Genomic DNA, 18,400 nt, shown 5'->3' on the forward strand with positions numbered 1-18,400 from the left:
GATGGTCGAGATGACAGGAAACGCGCCCACCAGTGAAAAGGCGGAGAAACACGCAGGTTCAGAGCATCATCACGGCGTCTCGTTCGGCGAGGCTTTCCGGGTCTGGCTGCGGATCGCGGCCTTGAGCTTCGGCGGCCCGGCCGGTCAGATTGCGGTTATGCACCGGATCATCGTCGACGAGAAGCGATGGATCGGCGAGCATCGCTTCCTGCACGCGCTGAACTACTGCATGCTGCTTCCCGGTCCCGAGGCCCAGCAGCTAGCCATCTATATCGGCTGGCTGATGCATCGGACATTGGGCGGCCTGGTTGCCGGCATTCTGTTCGTGCTGCCGGGATTTCTTTCGATCCTCGGTCTCAGCTACATCTATGCGGCCTACGGCAACGTCGCCATCATTGCCGGCTTGTTCTTCGGCCTGAAGGCGGCGGTGCTTGCCGTCGTCGTACAGGCCGTCATCCGCATCGGCGGGCGGGCATTGAGGAACAAGGTCATGATCGCGATTGCGGCCACGGCCTTCGTCGCCATCTTCTTTCTTCATGTGCCGTTCCCGCTGATCGTGCTCTCAGCCGGTATCGTCGGCTATTTCGGCGGCAGATTCGAGCTTGCCGCCTTCAGAACCGGAGGAGGGCACGGGGCGGGCGGTGGGCCGGTGCTGTCGGATGCCGACTCGGCGCTGGGCGAGGATATTCCGGCTCATGCTCGCCCGAATCTACCCTGGTCATTGCGTATGTCGGCCATCCTGCTTGCCCTCTGGCTCATTCCTGTCGTTGCGCTCTACGCAGCCCTTGGAGCAGACAGTGTCTTCACCGAGATCTCCCTGTTCTTCAGCAAAATGGCTGTCGTGACGTTCGGCGGAGCCTATGCCGTCCTTGCCTATGTCGCGCAAGAAGCCGTGCAGCATTTCGGCTGGCTGAGACCGGGGGAGATGCTTGATGGTCTCGGCATGGCCGAAACGACACCGGGGCCGTTGATCATGGTAGTCCAGTTCGTCGGCTTTATGGGCGCCTACCGCGATCCCGGATCGCTGGATCCTATGCTCGCCGCCACGCTTGCGGCCATACTGACGACATGGGTGACCTTCGTGCCCTGTTTTCTCTGGATCTTTCTCGGCGCGCCGTTCATCGAAAATCTGCGCGGCAATGTCGCTCTGGCCGGTGCGATGTCGGCGATAACGGCGGCCGTGGTTGGGGTCATTCTCAACCTGGCAATCTGGTTCGGCCTGCACACGCTGTTCGCCGAGGTCGCCGTCATTCGCCTTGGGGGGCTGTGGCTCGACACTCCCGTACTGCAATCGGCCGTGCCGGCGGCAATGGCGCTGTCAATTGCCGCCGCGATCGCGATCTTCCGATTCAGGGCCTCCGTCATTGCGACCCTGCTTAGCTGCGCTGCTGTCGGAATGCTCTGGACGTTGGCAATGAATTGATCAGGCCTCTGCTCCCTCGGCGGGGACGCGCGTTGCAAGCATCTTGTCGATGCGCATGCCGTCCATGTCCATCACCTCGAAGCGCCAGCCTTCGAACAGGAAGGTTTCGCCTGCTTCGGGGATATGCTGGAGTTGATGCAGTGCAAAGCCAGCGAGGGTATGGAAATCGGCGTCAGGTCGATCCTTGAGGCCCAGACGCTCGAAGGCATCGAAGGCTGGCATCATCGCGTCGATCAGCAGCGAACCGTCTTCCCGAACGACGATGTCGGGCTTCTCGTCGGCGCCCGGCAGATCGCCGGCGATAGCTTCGAGCAGGTCGGTCTGGGTGACGATGCCCTCGAGACTGCCATATTCGTCGACGACGATGGCGAGGCGCACGGGGGACGCCTTGAAGCTGTCGATGACGCGGACCACCTTCGTACCCTCGTGCAGCACCAGAGGCTGCTTGATCACCTCCAGCGGTCTGACCTTGCCGCCGTCGAGGACCTGGTCGAGAAGATCCTTCTTCAATACCATGCCGATCGGCTCGTCGATCGAGCCGCGGGCGACCAGCAGCTGTTCATGGCTGCATTCCCGGATCGTCTTCAGGATCTCCGCCTCGCTGTCGTCGGCATCGAACCATTCGATGTCGAGACGGGGCGTCATGATGTCGGAGATTGGCCTCTCGCCGATGTTGAATACCCGCTCGACGAGCTGCTGCTGCACCTGGTTCAGAAGACCGGCCTCCTGGCTCTCGGCGACCAGGAGCTTCAGCTCCTGCGGTGAGTGGAAGGAGGATTCACCGGCTCCCGCACGAAGCCCGACGGCTTTGAGTACCAGATTGCCGAGGCCGTTCAGCGTGAAGATTGCCGGTTTGAACAGCACGAGGAAAAGGCCGAGCGGGCGCACGACGGCAAGCGAGGTGGCTTCGCTGCGCTGAAGAGCCAGGCTCTTGGGAGCGAGTTCGCCAAGCACGATATGCAGCGCGGTGATGATGACGAAGGCGATGACGATGGCGACCGTATGCGCCCCGGTCGTCGCCCACGGCTCGGGCAGCCAAGAGAGCAGCGGTTCTATCAGGTGGGCAAGTGCGGGCTCGCCGACCCAGCCCAGCGCCAGTGAGGAGATGGTAATGCCGAGCTGGGTGGCGGCGAGATTGGAGTCGAGATTGTCAACGGCGCGCTGAAGGGCCGAGGCGTTCATGCGCCCTGCCGTGACGAGCTCGGCGACACGGCTGCGCCTCATCGACACGAGTGCGAATTCGGCGGCGACGAAGAAGCCATTGGCGGCGACGAGAAAGAATACGGCTAGTATCCCGACATAGTCGAGGAGCCCGCCCGCGGATTCGGACATGTTGTGCCTACCTCTGAATTGACGCGAGTCCGAAACTACACGCTCGCACAATGCTGGCAAGGCGCAGCCGCCATTGTTGACAGGAGCAACGTCCATATCGGGCGATCGTCATTGGAATCCTGGTGGAACAACGCTGTCGAGAAGGTAAGCTCACCTCGGTTATTCCTTTGGCGCTTCGAAGAGCTCTATCGGGTTTCCGGCCGGATCTTCGAGCAGGATCTGCTTCCCGCCCATTCCCTGTACGATCTCATTGCGAAATCGTGCGCCCGCCTGGCGCAACCTGCCGACCTCCGCCTCAAGGTCCTCGACTTCGATTTGCATCCGATTCCATCCGCCAGGCTCCGGCTTTCGTCCATCTGGCATAGCCTGGGGCGCTCCGCCTGGTCCCGTCATGCCACTGACGAGCAGGCGAAAGCCGTCCCTGGTCAAGATGGCGAAGGTGGGCGCAGGGCGAAACGCGAGGGCGAAGCCGAGATGCTGCCTGTAAAAATCCACGGCTGCGTCAACGTCGTCGACGATGTAGCGCATGCTGATGCCGGACATGGTTTCCTCCATTGTGCCATGGTTGCCTCGAACGAGCCTGCGAGTAGCGTTTGCAGACGCTTCCTATCCTGAAATCTGCGCTAAAATTCCTTGGAAATCGAATCCGCTCTCCAATCAAATGCCGCGCGTACGATGCCGAACGCGGCCCGCGAGCGGAATCCCAGGAACTTCGGCCTGGATGCGTATAGGTTAATCTGAAGTATAAACCTTCCGGCGCACGCTACGGATTTCATTACTCAGCGGCGTCATTTCCAGCATTATTGCCGGGCTTTGATGGTGATTGGAGGAGGGGCGGCTTCCGGTCGCCCTTTCGCTTTCGAGAAAGGTTTGGCGACGTCTCTCCAGACTCCTCTTTCCTATGCGTGCACAGGAATCCAGCTCTCGATCCCTGTGACGAGCACAAGGATGAGGGTGGGCGGCGGCGGTTCGGCTGAATCAACCACTTGTACGGGAGGTGCCGTTTGCCGGTGATCTCCATCCTCCGCCCGCTTCGTTCCACCGAAAGCATTTCTCGTGTTATTCCCGCCGAAGCAACGGCATGATCCGCTCTCCGATGACGTTGAGAATGCCTCTGGCTTTGCCTGGCGTCTCATCCTCTGCCTTATGCGTCAACGGATGCAGCCCATCGATCGGTAGCAACGGATCGCATCCGTGCAGACGCAGCGATAGGTTTTGATTGCCGTCGCCCTCATGCCGCCTGCCTGCTCCAGCTGGCGAAGGGATCGGGCAGGTTGCGCCAGCGTTCGGGTGTGAAGGCCTGGCTTTCCACCAAACAGGCATCGAGCTCCCCCCTGATCCAGGCCTCGTCCATCGGATCGGCGCCGATGAAGACGATTTCCTGGCGGCGATCGCCCCAGACCGGATCGAGATAGGGGCCGATGGCGCCGAGGAAGCCCGGCTCCTGCGGCCACTGTTCGCGTGGGACGGCCGCCCACCACAGGCCCATCTTGCCGGTGCGCACGAGGGCGCCCGCCTGGCTGATCTCGCCGACATGATGCGGGCGGGTCGCGAGCCAGAAGAAGCCTTTGGCGCGCACTACACCCGGCCATGTCCGATCGAGAAAGGCTTGCAATTTTGCCGGATGGAAGGGCCGTTTCTCGCGGTAGACGAAGGAGCGGATACCATATTCCTCGGTCTCCGGCACGTGCTCGCGGAAGCCGTGCAGCTCCTTGTACCACAGCGGATGGGTCTCTGACCTCTCGATGTCGAAGCGGCCGGTGCCGAGCACCTGGGCGAGCGGCACCCGGCCGAAATCGACCTCGATCAGCTTCGCATCCGGATTGAGGCCGATGATGATCTTGCGCGCGGCGTCGCGGGCCTCCTCGCTTGCCGTGCCGATCTTGTTCAGCACAACGACGTCGGCGAATTCGATCTGTTCGACCAGCAGGTCGACGATGGTCCTATTATCTTCGTCGCCCGCCGTTTCGCCGCGGTCGGCGAGAAAATCAGCCGAGGCGTAGTCGGCGAGCAGATTAGCGGCGTCCACAACGGTCACCATCGTGTCCAGCCTCGCGACATCGGAAAGGCTCCGGCCGTTCTTGTCGCGGAATTCGAAAGTGGTGGCGACGGGCAGGGGCTCGGCGATGCCTGTGGATTCGATCAGCAGGTAATCGAAGCGGCCCTGATCGGCGAGGTCCCGCACCTCCTTCAATAGGTCGTCGCGTAGCGTGCAGCAGATGCAGCCATTGGTCATCTCGACCAGTTGCTCCTCGGTGCGCGAGAGATTGGCGCCGCCATCGCGCACCAGTGCGGCGTCGATGTTCACCTCGCTCATGTCGTTGACGATGACGGCAACGCGCAGGCCTTCGCGATTGGCAAGCACATGATTGAGAAGGGTCGTCTTGCCAGCGCCCAGAAAGCCGGAGAGCACGGTGACTGGAAGTCTCTTGTCCATGGAAGCCTCGTTGTTGTATATGTTATATCATTACATGCATAGTGCCGAAAAAGGCGGAACGGGGTCATCAACCTCTTTCCGCCTTAGCTCTCCCCGGAGCGCCGTCTGCCGGGATGAAGGCGCTCCGAACATCTGCGGTGGTGCGTGATTTTCCGAAATCTAGTGCACTTCGGTGATCAAGCGCCGGAGAGGCAGGCCTTCATGCTGTCGGCGATGCCGCGCATGAGGGTGAAATAGAGGTCGGGACCGGCTTTGAGCGTCGCCGCTTCCGGGTCCAGAACGCCGGACCTGGCGCTCGTACCCTCGATGACCACCTTGACGAGGCGCGGTTCGAATTGCGGTTCGGCAAAGACGCAGGTTGCGCCGAGTTCGCCGACCTTGCGGTGGATTTCCGAGACACGCTCGGCGCCGGGAATGGTTTCCGGGCTGACGGTGATCGAACCCGCGACACGGATCCCGTAGCGGTGTTCGAAGTACTGGTAAGCGTCGTGGAAGACGACGAAGGGCTTGTCCTTGACAGGGGCGACGGTGGCGGCAATCTCCTTGTCCAGCGCCGTCAGCCTGTCATCAAGCACCTTGGCATTGGCTTGATAGGTCAGCGCGTTGGCAGGGTCGGCGGCGACCAGAGTCGTGGTAATCACGGCAGCCATCGCCTTCGCATTCGTCGGGTCGAGCCAGAGATGCGTGTCGAAGGCGCTATGGCCGTGCTGGTGCTCTTCATCGTCATCATGATGCGCATGGCCGCTATCACCGCCGGGCTCAGCGGCATGGCCGGGCTCAGCGGCATGGTCGTGACCATGCTCATCTCCGGAGGCATGCTCATGCTCCGGAGAGGCGCTTTCATGTTCGGCGTCATCGTGCGGCTCGAAGGCGCCGCCTTTGCGGAAGGGCAGCTTGGTCAGGCCAGGCGCATTGTCGAGTTCGATGACGCTGGCGTTCGAGCCCAACGCCTCGAGCGGCTTTTCCAGGAAAGCCTCCAGGTTCGGCCCGACCCAGAAGACGACCTTGGCCTCCTGCAGGGCCCGCGCATTCGAGGGCTTCATGCTGTAGGTGTGCGGGGAGGCGCCGCCATCGACGATCAACTCCGGCTCGCCGACGCCCTGCATGATTGCCGAAACCAGTGAATGGATCGGCTTGATCGAGGTGACGACGACAGGCGCATCTGCCGCCCGCATCGTGCCGGCAAAAAGGAGGCTGGGGATGGTAAGGGCCGCGATGGCGAGGGCAGCCGGCATTTTGAGGGCCAGGTTGTTCAGGTCAGGCCTCAAGGCGCGTTTCATCATATGCTCCGCTTGAATTGCAGTTGTTATGTTATTACATCAATTGCGTTATGCTATAACGTGTGCGATAGCAGGACGCAACAGGACTTTCGGAAAATTTGATGCTCTCTCCCGCAAATACGAAGGGCGAACGGCTGGTTTCGCTTGAGAATGTCGGCGTCCTGCGCGACGGCCGCTGGCTGGTGCGCGGCGTCGATTTTTCCGTCTCGCGCGGCGAGATCGTTACGCTGATCGGGCCGAACGGCTCAGGAAAATCGACGAGTGCGAAGACGGCAATCGGCGTATTGAGGCCCGATGAGGGTAGGGTGGAGCGCAAGGCCGGCCTCAAGGTCAGCTATGTCCCGCAGAAGCTTGCGATCGATTGGACGCTGCCGCTCTCGGTGCGCCGGCTGATGACCCTGACCGGCCCGCTGCCGGAGCGCGACATGCAGGCAGCGCTCGAAGCCGCCGGCATCGCCCATATGATCGGCGCCGAAGTGCAGCACCTCTCCGGAGGCGAGTTCCAGCGGGCGCTGATGGCCCGGGCGATTGCGCGCAAACCCGACCTGCTGGTGCTCGACGAGCCGGTGCAGGGGGTAGATTTCTCCGGCGAGATCGCGCTTTACGACCTGATCAAATCGATCCGCAACGCCAGCGGCTGCGGCATCCTGCTCATCTCGCACGATCTTCACGTCGTCATGGCCGAGACCGACACGGTGATCTGCCTCAACGGCCATGTCTGCTGCCGCGGCACGCCCGAGGCTGTCAGCCGCAGCCCGGAATATGTGCGCCTGTTCGGCAGCCGAGCAGCCCAGACGCTCGCCGTCTACAGTCATCACCACGATCATACGCACCTGCCGGATGGGCGCGTGCTGCATGCGGACGGGTCCGTCACCGATCATTGCCATCCGGAAGACGGGCATCACGCCCATGACCATGATCATGGGCACGGACACGGGCACGGACATGGGCACACTCATGACGGCCATCACGGACACGATCACGCACATGAACACGCTCATTCCCGTAGCGGGGAGGGCCGCCATGTTTGACGATTTCTTCGTGCGCGCCATCCTTGCCGGCGTCGGGCTGGCTTTGACGACCGGGCCGCTCGGCTGCTTCATCATCTGGCGACGCATGGCCTATTTCGGCGATACGATTGCCCATTCGGCGCTGCTCGGCGTGGCGCTGTCCCTGCTCTTCGAACTCAACCTGACGCTGGCCGTCTTTGCCGTCGCCGCCCTCGTGTCGGTGCTGCTGCTCTTCCTGCAGAAGCGCCAGGCGCTGTCGGCGGATGCGCTGCTCGGCATCCTCTCGCACGCGACGCTGGCGATCGGTCTCGTCATGGTCGCCTTCATGAGTTGGGTGCGGGTCGATCTCGTCGCCTTTCTGTTCGGCGATATCCTCGCCGTCTCCTCGACCGATATCGCGCTGATCTGGGGCGGCGGGGTTTTCGTGCTCGTCGCGATCGCCTGGCTCTGGCGGCCGCTGCTGGCTTCGACCGTCAACGCCGAGCTTGCCGAGGCGGAAGGGCTGAAGCCCGAGCGGGCGCGGCTCTTCTTCATGCTCTTGATGGCTGTCGTTATCGCCATCGCGATGAAGATCGTCGGCATCATGCTGATCACTTCGCTGCTGATCATCCCGGCTGCGACGGCGCGCCGCTTCTCATCGACGCCGGAGATCATGGCGGTGCTCGCCTCGCTGATCGGGGCGGCCGCAGTCGTCGGCGGCTTGTTCGGCTCGCTCACCTATGACACGCCGTCAGGCCCGTCGATCGTGGTCGCGGCGCTGATCCTCTTCATTCTCAGCCTGCTTCCCCTCAGGCGCCGCGCGGTCATGCAAGGACAAAGCTCATGACAACACCGCAGCTTACCAAGAACCAGTCGCTGGTCTTCGAGGTGCTCGAAAAGGCCGAGGGGCCGCTCAGCGCCTATACCATCCTCGACAAGCTGCGCGACCACGGTTTTCGAGCGCCGCTGCAGGTCTACAGGGCGCTTGAAAAGCTGCTTGAATATGGCGTCGTGCACCGGCTGGAAAGCATCAATTCCTTCGTCGCCTGCGCCCATCCCGACGACGACTGCCACAGCCACGGCATCGTCGCCTTCGCCATCTGCGAAAGCTGCGGCCAAGTGATGGAGTTCCACGACCATGAGGTCGACCACCGGCTGATGGGCTGGGTGCGCGGGCAGAAGTTCAAGCCGGAGAAAACGACCATCGAGATCCGCGGTCTGTGTGAGGCTTGTGCGGCGTGAGTGAGATGAGGGCCGCGTGGTGCGCTGGCGGGCACGGATTGCCGCGCTATCTTGACTGCGGAGCTGTTGCCAAGCCCGGACAAACCCATGACGAAAACCGAACTTGCGGACCTCTATCGCGGCTACATCGCCTGCCTCAACAGACAGGACTGGCTGAATCTCGGGCAGTTCGTCGCGGACGACGCAATCCATAACGGGCGACGGCTTGGGCTGTCGGGTTACACCGCCATGCTGGAGCGGGATTTCAACGAGATTCCGGATCTTTACTTCAATGTTCTGTTGCTTGTCTGCGACCCGCCTTACGTGGCGGGCCGGCTCGGTTTTGAGTGCACACCAAAGGGAAGGTTCCTCGGCCTCGATGTGAACGGCAAGCGACTGTCGTTCGGTGAAAACGTGATCTACGAATTCCGCGGCGGCAAAATCAGCGAAGTGTGGTCGGTGCTGGACAAGGTGGCGATTGAAGCTCAGCTTGCGGGCGGGCGCTGATCGCTTGCACTCACATCACGGCAATGCGCCGGCGAATGCCGTATGGTCGTTTTGTTGCCGGCGGCGGTCGGCTCGTTTTCCTCAACAAAGTCTCAAGAACGTGCAGGCTGCGGCAAATTCGACGAAGAATTGTGTGGCGGACGGACTGTCCATTGCGTGCATGATGTAAGAATCGGAAACACTTTGTGACTAAGTCCCTCCAAAAGCAGCGTTTTTCGACTTGCTGCGCAACCAGACTTGAAGGATATTGCGCAGACGTTGAGGATGCCGTCATGATCAGAATGATAGAAGACCCTGCCGAACTGGCTGGAGAAGACATCACTGGCAAATATATTCTCCGTAAGCTGAACTATCATTGGTTCGCATACGGAAAGGCGGCCATCGTGACCGCCTGTAAAGGCACGATCCTGCATCTCGATCGGGAAGAAACGGTTTATTCCGAACGCTGGGGCCGTCGTGCCTACACAGGGACCGGTAAACGCTACCCCGGCGGCATTTGCCCCATTTCGGCGGTCGCCTTCGTTTGCGATACGCCCGATGACGTCAATGCCGTCATTCAGCTGGATGTCGAGGCGCAGGACGAATTCTATCAGTTGATCGCCAAGACGGAAGCCAAGGTTCGGGCGCTAGCCGCTTCTTCGGGAGAGAACCAGTTTCTGGAAGCGGCCGAATAGAGCGGCCTTTCAACATTATCCGATGCTGCAGCAGCCGCAGTCTCCGGTAAGACAGCCGCGAAAAACAATGACATCTGCTTTGGGAGGCGGAATTCATTTGCCGCGTTGGCACGGTTGTTACGCGCGTCCCACTTCCTACATCAGACGCAGGACTGTCAGACTTTTGCGGCCGCTTTCGGCAGAGGGCGCTTGCCCGGTGAAGTAGGAAAACGGTCATGACACAGGAACGCAGCCGGCCCGGTCGATCCTTTGCGGCAGCTCCGCCGCTTGGATCGCTCGCCATAACCGTCGCAGTGATGGTCGTCGTGCTGTTCTGGCCTGCCGGCACGCTCGCTTGGCCGCGCGGCTGGATCTTTCTCGGCCTCTTCCTCGCACTGACTGCAATCGCGATCGTCTGGATCTGGCGGACGAATCCGGAGCTGTTTGCGGCACGCAGCCGATATCAAAAGGGAACCAAGCGCTGGGACGCCGTCGTCGCGACGCTGACGATCATTCTCTTTGCGGCCATTCTTCCGGTCGGTGCGTTCGACGACGGGCGCTTCCATTGGGCGCCGCAGCCCGATTGGGTCGTTCTCCTCGGCTATCTCCTGACGTCCGTGGGATATCTGGGCCTGACCTGGGCGCAATCGGTAAACCGGCATTTCGAGCCAACGGTGCGCATCCAGACCGACCGCGACCACCAGGTTATCGACAGCGGGCCCTACGCCGTCATCCGCCACCCGGGCTATGCGTTCGCCATTGTGCTTGCTTCCGGAATGGCGCTGTCGCTCGGCTCGCTTTACGCACTGATCCCGGTGGGGCTGCTCATTGCCGTGCTTTTCGGCCGGACGCTGGGAGAGGAGGCGGAGTTGCGCAAGGGGCTTACGGGATATGAGGAGTATGTGGCGCGGGTGCGCTGGCGGTGGATTCCGAGAATTTGGTGAGGGCGTGGGTGTGGCCGTAATGCGTCCGGTTACTTGCCCCCCAGCTTGCGCTTCGTGCCTTAGCGACGAACGCCTTGAGCGCAAGCCAAAGGCATATTTTTCCTGGAAGAGGCGCCGTCAATCACCCAATCACCCTGAGATCCCGCGCAAACCGCTGCCAGTTCGCCACATAATTATCCGCCGAGCGGCGGATGCCTTCGACAGCCTTCTCATCCAGCACCCGCACCACACGGGCGGGCGCTCCGACGATCAGGGAATTGTCGGGGAATTCCTTGCCCTCCGTCACCAGCGCATTGGCGCCGACGAGGCAGTTGTTGCCGATCTTGGCGCCGTTCAGGATGGTGGCGCCCATGCCGATCAACACGTTGTCGCCGAGCGTGCAGCCGTGGAGGATGGCGTGGTGGCCGATGGTGCAGCCTTTGCCCGTCGTCAGCGGGAAGCCCATGTCGGTATGGGCCATAACACCTTCCTGGATGTTGGTGCCGGCGCCGATGGTGATCCTCTCATTATCGCCGCGCAGCACCGATCCGAACCAGATGCCGACATTCTCGCCGAGCTCGACATCTCCGATCACATGCGCATCCGGCGCGATCCAATGGAGGCCGGCGGGCGGCAGTTTCGGGGTCAGTCCGCCAAGGGCATAGATCGGCATGATATCCTCCGCTCAGATGACCTCGACCGACAGCGTCGCGACACCCTCGATGCCGCAGGTGATGCGGTCGCCCCTCGCAACCGCGCCGACGCCGGCCGGCGTGCCGGTCATGATCACGTCGCCGGGCGCCAGTATGAAGAGCTTCGACAGTTCGGCGATGATTTCCGGCGCCTTCCAGATCATTTGGTTGAGGTCGCCGTCCTGGGCGCGCCTGCCGTTCTGCTCCAGCCATATCCGGCCGTTTGCGGGATGGCCGACGCGGCTTGCCGGCACGATGGCGGAGACGGGCGCGGAATGTTCGAATGCCTTGGCGAGCTCCCAGGGACGGCCGAGCTTCTTGGCCTCAGCCTGCAGGTCGCGCCGGGTAAAATCGATTCCGACGGCATAGCCGTATATGCAGTCGAGCGCATCCGCGGCCTCAATGTTCGCGCCGCCCGATTTCAGGGCCAACACGCATTCCACTTCGTAATGCACGTCGATCGACAGCGGCGGGTAAGGGAAAGGGTTGCCAGCCGGCAGCAGATTGTCGGGGTTCTTCTGGAAGAAGAAGGGCGGTTCGCGAGAGGGATCGTGCCCCATCTCGATCGCGTGATCGGCATAATTGCGCCCGACGCAATAGACGCGGCGCACCGGAAAGCGCTCGTCGCTGCCTTCGACCGGCAGCAAAACCGGTGCGGGACGCGGAACGACGGTGGCGGGATGGGGCATGGGGGCTTCCTGTTCAACGAGTCTTTGCGCGCATCTTAGACGGAAAACAGTGCGGCGGGGAAGCGTGCTTGACAGATTGACGCTGTTGCCGGCGAACGATAACCTCGTGTCCATGGACAGGATTTTCGCAGCATCCACGACGTCTACGACCACCATTTGGCGGTGGGTGGCAGACGCGTGAACTGAAGTCCGTTCATAGCAGAAGACACCAACCCGCCGGAACGAGCGGGTTTTTTGTTGTCGCTCGTCTCCCGCATTCGAGGACGAGATCGTGGACGAACTTCAGAAACAGATGCTTGCCAAGCGGGCGCTCGCCGCCGCCGGCCGCTCCTTCGCCAGCCGCTATGCCGGGGCGGCCTTCGCCTATGTCGCCGGTTCCATCATGCGCGGCGAGGGGACCGCGTTTTCGGATATCGATCTGGTCGTCGTCTTCCCGTCACTCGAAAGAGCTTGGCGGGAGTCCTTCACTGAAGACCGTTTTCCGGTCGAGGCCTTCGTCCACGATCCCCAAACGCTGGCGCATTATCTCCATGCAGACGCAGAGAGCGGCTATCCGGTCATGGTCAATATGGTCGCGACGGGCAGCATCGTGGGGCCTAATATCGAGCACGCCCGCGCCATCCAGGCAAAGGCAGCGAAAGTGCTGGCGGCAGGGCCGAAACCTCTCGACGGCCCAAGCTACGATATGCTGCGCTATCAGGTCACGGATCTCGCCGACGATCTGCGCGGCGCCCGCCCGCCCGAAGAGATCGGCGCTATTTCAGCTCTTCTCTACTAGAAGCTGGCCGACCTGATCCTGCTCGGGCGCGGCGCATGGACCGGCCGCGGCAAATGGGCGCCGCGCCTCATCACGAAACTCGATGCGCAACTAGCTGCGGAATTCGACGCTGCGTTCAGGTTGGCGGTACAGGGTAACTGCGCCCGATTCCTTGCCTTGGCCGACCGGGAGCTCGACTTGCACGGCGGGCGCTGTTTCGATGGCTTCAGGCAGGAGGCTCCGGTGGCGGCGCGGCGGTCGGAATAGGTGCGAGTGCTCAAGAAAGCTTCATCCTGAGTTGCCCCGAAGGACGTTTGAGCGATGCTTCGAGGCTCCGCCCTCTCGGGCAGCGCGTCTCAGCATGAGGAGCCTTGGAGAACGCCGTGATTGCCCCTCACCGTGACCCTCTCCCCGCTTGGGGGGGAGGTGACGTGCCTCGCGAGAGGACGCGAGGACGGATGGCTGCGGCGCCAGAAGCGGTCACTGGGATGCCATTCCGCTCGTCCTCAGGCTTTGGTCGTCTCCGCGCTGGTCGCGGGCCTCAGCAAGATGATGAGAAGCAGGCCGGCGATGATGAGTACCGCGCCTTCGAGATGATAGCGTTGCAGCTGTTCGCCGAGGAACAGGTAGGCGAGCACGGCGATAAAGACCGTCTGGATGTAAAGCAGCACGCCCGCGCGCGCTGCACCCAGGGCCTCGATGCTGCGATTGAAGAGATAATACATCACCGCGCCGCCCGGGATCGCGACATAGCCGAGCGCGATAAGGCCGCTGGCATTCAGTGTCGAGCGCTCGTCGGAGACAAGCTCAAACAGGTAGAAAGGCAGCGCCGTTAACGCCGCCGCCCCAAGGAGGAGAACCAGGAGCGCAAGGCGGTTCAGATCGAATTTCGCCCGACGGAGCAGGACGGTATAGAGGCTGAAACAGAACGCGCCAGCGACGATCCACAGCTCTCCCGGATTAAGGTCGAGACGCAGGAGCGCCGTCGGGCTGCCCTTGACGATGATGACCACGATCCCGAGAAAGGCGACGATCGAGCCGATCACCTGCCAGCGTCCCATCGGCTCAGCCAGAATGAAACGGGCAAGAATCATGGTGATGATCGGGATCAGGGCGATGATGATACCGGCGGTCGTGGCATCGGCATGTTCGAGGCCGACAAAGATCAGCCCCTGGCAGATCGCAAGCCCCATGCCGCCGATGGCGAGCAGCTCGAGGCCGCGAGCCCGCGCGAGTGTCACCATGGCGCCGAAATGCCGGTGCACGATCGGCATCAGGATCGCCCAGGCGATCAGAACGCGCCAGAAGCAAAGCGCCCAGGGCGGCATCTCCGAAGAAACCCATTTCGCGGCGATATAGACACCGGCCGACAGCAGCCAGCAGAAAACCCCCACGGAATAGGCGCCTGCAAGCGAACCGCCCGCCGCCTGTTCCGTCCCGACCGTGTCGCGATGGACCGCCAAGACATGTATCGCCATGGCCCCGTTATGCCACAATTCCCGAGGGGTGGACAGATGAAGGCGGCTGCACTTCGCCTCATGCGCAAGACGTCGTTCAGCGTCGGCCGGCCAGCGAGGATTAAAACGCAGCATTTCTCAAGAACTGAGCGCCGGCTGCTTGGGACCGATCGCCGACGAGCCTCGGCCGCTTTGCGCCAAAAGCCGCCATTCCGCCCCATGCGGGTGATCAGATCACGAATTCCTCCTCGTACGTCTTTGGCTCGGGAACGACCGTAACCTCCACCGGAATGATCCAATTGGCCGCGTAGCTCTCGCAGTCGGAACGCTGGAGGTCGGGCTGCACGCACCCCGCCCCATCGATCGCGCGACATCGCAGTACATATCGCCCCACTTCTTCAGGGGTCCACATGTACTCCCACAAGCGCCATGCAAAGGGACGTTCCGTTTCGAGGAGCCTTGCCTCGCGCCAGCCACTGCCATCTCCAGTGCAGACCTGCACCTGCCGGACAGCAGCCTCTCCGCTCCAGGCGGCTCCGAAAATCCGGTACGGCTGGCCGACGATGAGATGCGCCCCCTGGACGGGACGCGCGATCTGCGCTTTGACCTCCATCTCCGCAAGGGGGACCAGCCTGGGTTCCCCGAGGTTGCGCTCCCAACGGAAATAGTCGCGCGCCTGCCAGTAGCCAAGGAACGGTTGCTCCACAACGGTGATATCAGTAATCCACTTGACCCAAGCCATGCCGAACCAGCCACCCACGACCGCGCGTAGCGGGTAGCCGTGATCGCGCGTCAACGGCTCCTCGTTCATCGAATAGGCAAGGATCGTGCTGTCAGCGATGGCCTTCTCAAGCGGTAAACTGCGGGCAAAAGCGATGGGGCCGGGAGAAGCCGTTTTCTTGTTCGTGTCGACGACGCCGCTGTCGGCGCCTGCGAGCAGAACCTCACATGCGGTTCGCTTAACGCCCGCTATTTCCAATATCTCGCGCAGAAGAACACCTGTCCACGCGGCATTGCCGACGGCTCCGTTCTGCCACTGCAACCCCTCCCTCGGCGGCACATAGTAGACGCGCCCGTTCCCTGCGCACTCGACGACGGCGTTGAAAGTCGTGCTCCGCATCGCCTTGATGCTGTCGAGGTCAAGTTCGATCGGCTGCTCCACCGCCCCCCCAACGCGCAATCTCCAGTCTCGCGCATCGAGGTCAGGTGAGGGGAAATGATTTCGCACGAAGAACTGCTCGGTTGGGATCAGCCAATCGGAGAGCGACGCAAACGGAAACTCGATGTTCGGTGGGGATTTCTGTCGAACTATTAGACTGGGTTGCTGTGTTGTCGGCATCGTTCTCGTCTCCCCTTCGAAGAGCACAACGTCGGCTCTCGGTCGCGCGAATTCTGGTTCGATCACACCGCGACCCGCATTCTAGCACATACCGCACGTTCCTCGGATCGACCTCGAACGGCAGCAAAGGGCTGCGAGCGGTCGGAGCGTCACGGCAATTTTGTACCAATCGCGGACGCCCAGTCGCCAACGGAGCAACCTAACCAAGAGCACCTTGCTCAGCACAGATCCTGTCGATCAGCGCATCGAGTTCACCCCTCGGTGGTGGGTTTTTGGCAAGCCGCTGCTTGAGATGCATGATCGGGTCGGCCAGGATTTCATCCAGCCTCTCGGCGCACGTGAAGTCTCCGGCCACGCGCTTGACCTTCGAATTGTCGAAAATGGCAGTCCAGGCCTTGTCTCCGAGGAGGGGGCCGATCCATTCGGGATTGTATTTGATCAGCGTGTCCGTCGGCACGTGGACGATCTTTGCCTCGACGCCCAGCAATCTCGCGATGGTCTTCTGGATATCGTCCCAGATATGGGCGCGATCCGAGGTGATGTGGAAGATCTCTTTCAGTGCCGCCTGCTTGCCGAAAAGGCCGACAAAGGGCACGGCGAGATCAATCGAGCGGGTGAGCGTCCAGGGCGTGTGGCCGTCGCCCGCCACGATGATGGGGTCGCCGTCCAGCATGCGTCTCGCCATGATGTCGCTGTCGCCCATCATGATCGGCAGGCCGGTGCGAACGGTGTGGCTGGGGCGGATAATCGTCCAGGCGAGATTATCGGATCTCTTCAGCAGTTCCTCGCAGGCGATCTTGGCCTGGCTGTAGGGCCAGTAGGGATTGATCGCCGGCGTCTCCTCGGTGATCACGTAATGACGCGGCGGTTTTTCATAGACCGAGGCCGAGGAGATGAAGATGTACTGGCCGCAATTGCCCGTGAAGACCTCGATGTCCCGGGCGACGTGATCCGGCGTGAAGGCGATGAACTGGCAGACGACATCGTAATTGGCCTTGGCGAGATCGGCATAGGCGCTCGACCCCAGCTCCCCGACGATCGAGGTGACACCGGCGGGCAGGGCGGCTTCTCTCAAGCCGCGATTGTAGACGCTGACATGGTGGCCCGCGGCGACGGCGCGTTCGACACAGGGGTAGGAAATCTGGCCGGTGCCGCCAATGAAGAGAACTTTCAAAGCCATGGGGAGTGACCTCTGGGTCTATGGGCGCGGACTGTGATCACCCTTCATAGCGCGAAAGAATGTCATCGTCTTCCGCAATCTCCTGCATCGCCGAGATCTTGAATGGGCCGGATAATGCCCTCTGCGGCGGCATGTTTGCCGCCGCAGAGACGTGATAACGCCTATGCATGCGCCTTGCGATAGGCTGCGACTGCAAGGCAGATCGAGGAGAGCAGGAAGTAGAATGCGCCGAAACCTGCGTAAGGCACGATATCCAGGATCGTCGGCGTGGCCGTGCCGAGCGATCGGCCGATCATGAAGCCGCCGGCAAGGGCGGATTGCGCGCCGCTCAGGATCATCACCCATTGGGCGCCCTCGGTGCGCCAGCGCCTCACACCGGTGTAGAGCTGCAACAGGCCCGAGAGGATCGCCCAGGCCCCGAAGACGGCGAGGACGGCATGGGTGCTCCTGCTGAGTGCCATGATGACGGCGAGCGCCGTGACCGTGCTGACCACGACGTTCAGCGTCTGCGGCGGGTTGGCCCGCAGGCCGCCATTGACCCGGGCGTCGAGCAGATTGGCCAGCGCATCCCATAACGGATAGATCACCAGCAGAAGGGCCGCAGCGCCGGGCTGTCCGGCAAATGCAATGGCGGCGGCAATCCAGATGACCGAGAATGCGGCGCGGATGAAATAATAGGATCGCAGCCAGTCGGACTGGTGGGAAGACTGAGTTTGCATAGACAGGTTCCTTGTGTTGTCTACCTACTAGTAGGCAGGCTGATTGAATTGAGTCAATGCGGTCAGCAGACACCTTCTTGTGAAGGGAGAGCGAAGCGCCAGAACTTGACAGTCTTCCTACCAGAAGGTAGGCGTGGCTATGAAATCAATGGCTTCGACCTCCGACAAGATCCTCGATATCGCCCAGTCGCTCATCGTGGCGGGCGGCTATAACGGCTTCAGCTATGCCGACATCTCGGATTCGATCGGCATCCGGAAGGCCAGCATCCACCATCATTTTCCTGCGAAGGCCGAGCTGGTCGCGGTGCTGGTGGAGCGCTACACCAAGCAGGCGGAGGCGGGTTTGCAGTCGCTACGCGAGCAAGCAGCAAGCCCTGCCGATCAGCTGCAGTTCTACGTCGACTACTGGCGTTCCTGCATCGAGAACGCCTCGCAGCCCTTCTGCGTCTGCGCGATGCTCGCGAGCGAAATGCAGATGCTGCCGGACGAGGTCGGCTCACGCGTCCGAGCACATTTCCATGCTCTGGCGGCATGGCTGACCTCGGTGTTGCAGGCCGGAGTCGAGCAGGGCCAGTTCCGGCTGGACAAGCAGCCGGAAGAGCAGGCGCAAATGCTGATGGCCTCGGTTCATGGAGCGATGCTTTCGGCGAGGGCTTTCGGCGATCCCGGGCTGTTCATCGCGGTGGTTGGACCTGAGATTGCGAGGCTGCGGGCGGCATAACGATCTCCTCCCGCCAATCTGGAGGATGTCGGCAGCGCTCAAGCGAGCCTCATCCTTGTACGTTGCGGTTGCCGTATAATG

The 18,400-nt window shown here is 61.8% G+C and carries 18 protein-coding genes and 1 pseudogene; 9 read left to right on the forward strand and 10 right to left on the reverse strand.

Annotated features, from left to right (window positions below; translation table 11 throughout):
• The first annotated feature begins 1 nt into the window (after position 1).
• Positions 2–1,423, forward strand: a complete 1,422-nt coding sequence (gene chrA / locus FFR93_RS11125) for a chromate efflux transporter (protein WP_138393246.1) — start codon at positions 2–4, stop codon at positions 1,421–1,423.
• Here chrA and FFR93_RS11130 read toward each other — a convergent pair whose 3' ends face one another.
• The 4 genes from FFR93_RS11130 to znuA all read right to left on the reverse strand — a co-directional run bounded on the left by FFR93_RS11130 (position 1,424) and on the right by znuA (position 6,472).
• Positions 1,424–2,755, reverse strand: coding sequence for a hemolysin family protein (locus tag FFR93_RS11130; protein WP_138393247.1), 1,332 nt, complete (start codon positions 2,753–2,755; stop codon positions 1,424–1,426). It abuts the gene before it with no gap.
• A 159-nt stretch (positions 2,756–2,914) separates the two neighbouring features.
• Positions 2,915–3,298 carry a VOC family protein gene (locus tag FFR93_RS11135; protein WP_064705472.1) on the reverse strand — a complete coding sequence of 128 codons (384 nt, stop codon included), beginning with the start codon at positions 3,296–3,298 and terminating at the stop codon, positions 2,915–2,917.
• Between the two features lie 688 nt (positions 3,299–3,986).
• Positions 3,987–5,192, reverse strand: coding sequence for a zinc metallochaperone GTPase ZigA (zigA, locus tag FFR93_RS11140; protein ID WP_138393248.1), 1,206 nt, complete (start codon positions 5,190–5,192; stop codon positions 3,987–3,989).
• Between the two features lie 176 nt (positions 5,193–5,368).
• Positions 5,369–6,472 carry a zinc ABC transporter substrate-binding protein ZnuA gene (znuA, locus tag FFR93_RS11145; RefSeq protein ID WP_138393249.1) on the reverse strand — a complete coding sequence of 368 codons (1,104 nt, stop codon included), beginning with the start codon at positions 6,470–6,472 and terminating at the stop codon, positions 5,369–5,371.
• 101 nt (positions 6,473–6,573) lie between these two features.
• On the opposite strand from znuA, the gene FFR93_RS11150 reads away from it, so the two are divergent.
• The 6 genes from FFR93_RS11150 (at position 6,574) to FFR93_RS11175 (ending at position 10,786) form a co-directional block, all read left to right on the forward strand.
• Entirely contained in the window at positions 6,574–7,503 is a 930-nt protein-coding gene (locus FFR93_RS11150) for a metal ABC transporter ATP-binding protein (protein WP_138393250.1), read from the forward strand.
• The gene (znuB, locus tag FFR93_RS11155; protein ID WP_138393251.1) at positions 7,496–8,308 is read left to right on the forward strand and encodes a zinc ABC transporter permease subunit ZnuB; all 813 of its coding nucleotides are present in this window, start codon (positions 7,496–7,498) and stop codon (positions 8,306–8,308) included. Before FFR93_RS11150 ends, znuB begins: the two co-directional genes overlap by 8 nt.
• Positions 8,305–8,703, forward strand: coding sequence for a Fur family transcriptional regulator (locus tag FFR93_RS11160; RefSeq protein WP_064705467.1), 399 nt, complete (start codon positions 8,305–8,307; stop codon positions 8,701–8,703). Before znuB ends, FFR93_RS11160 begins: the two co-directional genes overlap by 4 nt.
• An 87-nt stretch (positions 8,704–8,790) precedes the next feature.
• Positions 8,791–9,189: an ester cyclase gene (locus FFR93_RS11165; protein WP_064705466.1), complete on the forward strand. Its 399-nt coding sequence runs from the start codon at positions 8,791–8,793 to the stop codon at positions 9,187–9,189.
• A 272-nt stretch (positions 9,190–9,461) separates the two neighbouring features.
• On the forward strand, positions 9,462–9,863 hold the full coding sequence (locus FFR93_RS11170; RefSeq protein ID WP_064705465.1) for a hypothetical protein: 402 nt from the start codon (positions 9,462–9,464) through the stop codon (positions 9,861–9,863).
• A gap of 215 nt (positions 9,864–10,078) precedes the next feature.
• Positions 10,079–10,786: an isoprenylcysteine carboxylmethyltransferase family protein gene (locus FFR93_RS11175; RefSeq protein ID WP_064705464.1), complete on the forward strand. Its 708-nt coding sequence runs from the start codon at positions 10,079–10,081 to the stop codon at positions 10,784–10,786.
• Positions 10,787–10,907: 121 nt separating this feature from the next.
• Here the strand turns inward: FFR93_RS11175 and FFR93_RS11180 are convergent, their stop codons facing one another.
• Both FFR93_RS11180 and FFR93_RS11185 read right to left on the reverse strand, forming a co-directional pair.
• Positions 10,908–11,438 carry a gamma carbonic anhydrase family protein gene (locus FFR93_RS11180; protein WP_138393252.1) on the reverse strand — a complete coding sequence of 177 codons (531 nt, stop codon included), beginning with the start codon at positions 11,436–11,438 and terminating at the stop codon, positions 10,908–10,910.
• 12 nt (positions 11,439–11,450) lie between these two features.
• Positions 11,451–12,146 carry a fumarylacetoacetate hydrolase family protein gene (locus FFR93_RS11185; protein WP_138393253.1) on the reverse strand — a complete coding sequence of 232 codons (696 nt, stop codon included), beginning with the start codon at positions 12,144–12,146 and terminating at the stop codon, positions 11,451–11,453.
• 271 nt (positions 12,147–12,417) lie between these two features.
• On the opposite strand from FFR93_RS11185, the pseudogene FFR93_RS11190 reads away from it, so the two are divergent.
• Positions 12,418–13,170 (forward strand): annotated as a pseudogene (locus tag FFR93_RS11190) (nucleotidyltransferase domain-containing protein).
• Positions 13,171–13,409: 239 nt separating this feature from the next.
• Here FFR93_RS11190 and FFR93_RS11195 read toward each other — a convergent pair.
• From FFR93_RS11195 to FFR93_RS11210, 4 genes are all read right to left on the reverse strand, one after another.
• Positions 13,410–14,381 carry a DMT family transporter gene (locus tag FFR93_RS11195; protein ID WP_138393254.1) on the reverse strand — a complete coding sequence of 324 codons (972 nt, stop codon included), beginning with the start codon at positions 14,379–14,381 and terminating at the stop codon, positions 13,410–13,412.
• Positions 14,382–14,589: 208 nt separating this feature from the next.
• A complete protein-coding gene (locus FFR93_RS11200; protein ID WP_246661294.1) occupies positions 14,590–15,699 on the reverse strand; it encodes a sulfite oxidase in 1,110 nt (369 codons plus the stop codon).
• 199 nt (positions 15,700–15,898) lie between these two features.
• On the reverse strand, positions 15,899–16,879 hold the full coding sequence (locus FFR93_RS11205) for an SDR family oxidoreductase (RefSeq protein WP_138393256.1): 981 nt from the start codon (positions 16,877–16,879) through the stop codon (positions 15,899–15,901).
• Between the two features lie 161 nt (positions 16,880–17,040).
• Positions 17,041–17,598: a DUF308 domain-containing protein gene (locus tag FFR93_RS11210; protein WP_138393257.1), complete on the reverse strand. Its 558-nt coding sequence runs from the start codon at positions 17,596–17,598 to the stop codon at positions 17,041–17,043.
• Between the two features lie 139 nt (positions 17,599–17,737).
• On the opposite strand from FFR93_RS11210, the gene FFR93_RS11215 reads away from it, so the two are divergent.
• On the forward strand, positions 17,738–18,319 hold the full coding sequence (locus FFR93_RS11215) for a TetR/AcrR family transcriptional regulator (protein ID WP_138393486.1): 582 nt from the start codon (positions 17,738–17,740) through the stop codon (positions 18,317–18,319).
• Positions 18,320–18,400 lie beyond the last annotated feature (81 nt).

Origin of the sequence: Rhizobium sp. MHM7A (genome assembly GCF_005862215.1) — a bacterium.
Lineage (GTDB): Bacteria > Pseudomonadota > Alphaproteobacteria > Rhizobiales > Rhizobiaceae > Rhizobium > Rhizobium bangladeshense.